This is a genomic window from Edwardsiella hoshinae NBRC 105699 = ATCC 33379, assembly GCF_000474215.1.
Lineage (GTDB): Bacteria > Pseudomonadota > Gammaproteobacteria > Enterobacterales > Enterobacteriaceae > Edwardsiella > Edwardsiella hoshinae.
In genome coordinates, this window is sequence record NZ_BAUC01000074.1 from 1 (window position 1) to 3,385 (window position 3,385).

Sequence of the window (3,385 nt, forward strand, 5' to 3'; positions counted from 1 at the left end):
CGGCGCCGTAAAGCTGGCACTCAGCGGGAGCGTCGCCGAGGCCGTCACGTTGGCCTGCGCCGAGCACGCGCCGATCATCAGTATGGCCCCGCCCAGCCAGCGGTTAGCTTGCATGTGTGATCGCATAGGATTGTACCCCTCCCCAATCATCGATCGCCTCGACAGTGAGACGTCCGGTTAATGCGCGATGCCCCAAAGAGACGCTCGCATAGGGCGCGAGTTGCGCCAACGAGTCCAGTGTCGCCTTCGGCAGCGACAAGGGGTGCCCATTGAGTTTGACGCTGACCACGGCAAAGTAGTACGGCGTCGGGTTCGTCAGCCGCGTGTCGCCGTGCTCACGGCTTACGCGAAGCTTCTTTTCGGCATCCTTGCGCCCCGCGAGGAGTGCTTGCGGGCGAAACAACACCTTCACTTGGGTATTCATGGCGATCGCCAATAGATTCCCTTCCGCGTTAGCCGGCTTTGGCGGAACCTCTTGGACATTCAGCCAAAACAGCGATTCGCGATCGGGCGGCAAATGGGGGTCGACATTCATCAGGCGCACGATCTGTCGCTGCCCGGGATTCAGTTTAAAAAAGGGGGGACTCGGCACCAAAAATACCCGGTCCGCTGCTTGGTTGGTATTATCTATCCACACCTGCCCCCCGTACGTCTCTTTGGCGCTGTTACTCACCTCAAAAGAAATACTTTTCTTACCCTGCTCGTAAATAAAACGGGTGCCATTCAAAGAAAATGCGGCCATCGCAGTGTGGGCCATTAGCAATAGCGTCGAGACCAATAGGGTTTTCTGTACTCTCTTACTCACAACGAATCTCCTGCACCGACCCGGTGTTGGGTTTCAGCGTATCCATGGTAAAACGACATTGCGCTCCGTCACTTTGGGTGACGGTGATCTGTTTGGGGGGCGCGAGCATATTCATCAGCAATACGCCGTTCCCGGTAATAAAGCCGGCCGCCAACTTTTGCTCCGTTTCGGCACGCCCGCCGTTAATAATTTTCCCCTGTGCATTTTTAATGCGCAGGATGTAACGCAGTACATGCTGGGCGGCGAATTCCCGATAAATGATCGCCCGCTCGGTCGGTAGCACATTAAAGGAGGTCTGTGCCAACTCCATATTGTCTGGCACGTTATCCATATTAATAGTGATATTCGCCGGCAAATAACTGGACAGACTCACGACAGTCTCCCCCCGCGAGTTGGTCGGTAAAGAGCCGTTGACGCTGACCCCCGGGGTGTCCTTAATCCGAACCACGGCCACGGTATCCATGGACTGTTTGGTCAGGATGAGTCCGGTTTTCTCGGTAATAATGGCGGCGCCGGACAGGTTACCCGCTAAGCTGGTGGTGTTGCGGCTCTTGGCCAGTTGCAGGTTGGTCTGTACGCGATCGAAGGCATAGCTGAGGGCGGCGCTGGCGCCGCGCTCGCCCTGCGAGCTGGTATTGGCGTTCAGGCTGTAATTCAGGCGATCGTTCACGGTACGGGAGACGCCGCTATTAAAGGCGGTGCCGCCGGTGCGACTGTAGCCCACGCTGTTGCTGCTGTAATACGACGCGCCGCCCAGCGTCATCGGGACGCTGATGCCCAACGAGGCGGAGAGGTCGGCCTTGCCCCCCTGGGCCAGGCGGCTGTGGCTGCCCGACAGGAAGAGGGAGACATTGCCCAGAGAGGTGCTGGCAGAGAGGCTGGTTCCGGTGGTGTTGCCACGCTGATGCCAATAGGTTTGCTGCCAATAGGAGGCGCTGAAGTACAGGTTGTCAAAGCGGTGCGACAAGCGCGCCTCATAGCGGGCCTTCTCTTTGGCAGCGGTGTTTAGCTCATCAGGGCGGAAGTTGGCGTACTCGACATAGCCTTGAGTCTGGTAGCGGTAGGCGAGAAATTGCAGATCCGTGCGATCGCTAAAGCTTTTGGCGTATTTAAACGCGATGCTGCTGCCCCGTTTGCGGCTTCCCGCCTGGTAGTCGGCTTGTGCCAGGTTGACGCTGCTGGAGAGGGCGCCCCAGCGCCCCAACGGCAAGCTCATCCCAATACCGCCGGCCTGGTAATCGTTACTCAGGATGGCGGCCAGATTCAGGGTGAAGGCAGGAAAGCCATAGTCATAGCTACCCAGCATAAACCAGCCTTGATGGGTGGAGAACACATCCCGGATATCCGACGAGTCACGCTTTTGCCCCAGGGCCAGGTTATAGTTAGCCTCCCGCGGCCGCAGCAGGGTTGGCAATGTGGTCAGCGGGTATTCCGTCACGGTTTTCCGGCCACTGCTGTCTTCCACCGTGACCACTAAGTTACCGTTATTGGTGGGGGAGAGATCATTTAACTGATACGGTCCCGGCGGCACGACGGTGGAGTACAGCGTGTAACCGTTCTGGGTGATCGTAATCCGCGAGGTGCTGGTCGCCACGCCGGAAATCATGGGGGCGTAGCCCGCCGCCTGCCGGGTGCGCATACTGCTATTGGAGCGCACGGCGGCGCCGAAAAAGCCAAAATCGCTAAACAGTTCGCTGCGGGTCTGGGAGTGCCCGAGCATCAGGTCGCCCTGGATCTCACTGATCGCCGTGGCGAGGGTGAGATCGCTCGTCTGAAATTGGTTGCGATTGCTGGCGCGGCTGGCATTCATGTTGCTGCTTAACACCCAACGCCCGATATTGAGGTTGGCATTAATATTGCCGAACGCGCTGAGGGCATCGTGGGTATTTTTATTAAAATTACCGTTATAAGCCAGGCGAAAGCCGTTAATGCCATAGTCCCACCGGGTGGCATCATTCTGATCCAGTAAGTAGGCTTGCGGGATAGTAAAATCCAGGGTTTGCGCGCCATAATTAAATTCGATGCGGGTGTGGGGATTGCGTGCCAACTGGTAACAGCCGCGCTCGGGCTCAAAGGTTGCCTGATATGATGCGCGTTTAAAAAAAATCCCGGCCTGGCGCAGCCATTTGGGCGATAGGCATAACATACCGCTCTTTTCTTCACGCTGGCTAATGGTGAGCGGCAGGCGCGCGCTACTGACGCCATTAATCATCACGTCCACATAATACTCCCCGGAGGGGTAGTCAATACCGGGCTGAAGGATAGCGGGAACGCCGGAGACATTACGTAAGAAGTCCGTATTCAGCTCAACCGCCTGGGCTAAACCGGCGTAACCGCTGAGGCATAGCAGAGAAAACTGAACCGGAAGTCGCACACATTTTAGTTTCGTCTTACACCTCCGATTGAGTCGTTCGCCAGCCAAATGATCAATCGACATATCAGCGCCTCGCAGAAAGGAACGCTTCAGAGGATGACTATCCTCTGAAGCCAAAAGACAAAGATGTAACTGGATTTACTTATAGGCCACCGCAAACGCGGCTACGCTTCGAAAGTCGCCGGCCGTCGCGCCGCCGTTTAGGA

2 protein-coding genes are annotated in these 3,385 nt (G+C 56.8%); both read right to left on the minus strand.

Translation table 11 applies throughout. The features are described from left to right. Positions 1–103: 103 nt before the first annotated feature. Complete coding sequence (locus tag EHO01S_RS16915; RefSeq protein ID WP_024525044.1) at positions 104–805, minus strand: fimbrial chaperone; 702 nt, start codon at positions 803–805, stop codon at positions 104–106. Beyond that, positions 798–3,242, minus strand: coding sequence for a PefC/AfrB family outer membrane usher protein (pefC, locus tag EHO01S_RS16920; protein ID WP_081702279.1), 2,445 nt, complete (start codon positions 3,240–3,242; stop codon positions 798–800). The genes EHO01S_RS16915 and pefC overlap by 8 nt, the downstream gene beginning before the upstream one ends. Positions 3,243–3,385: the final 143 nt, after the last annotated feature.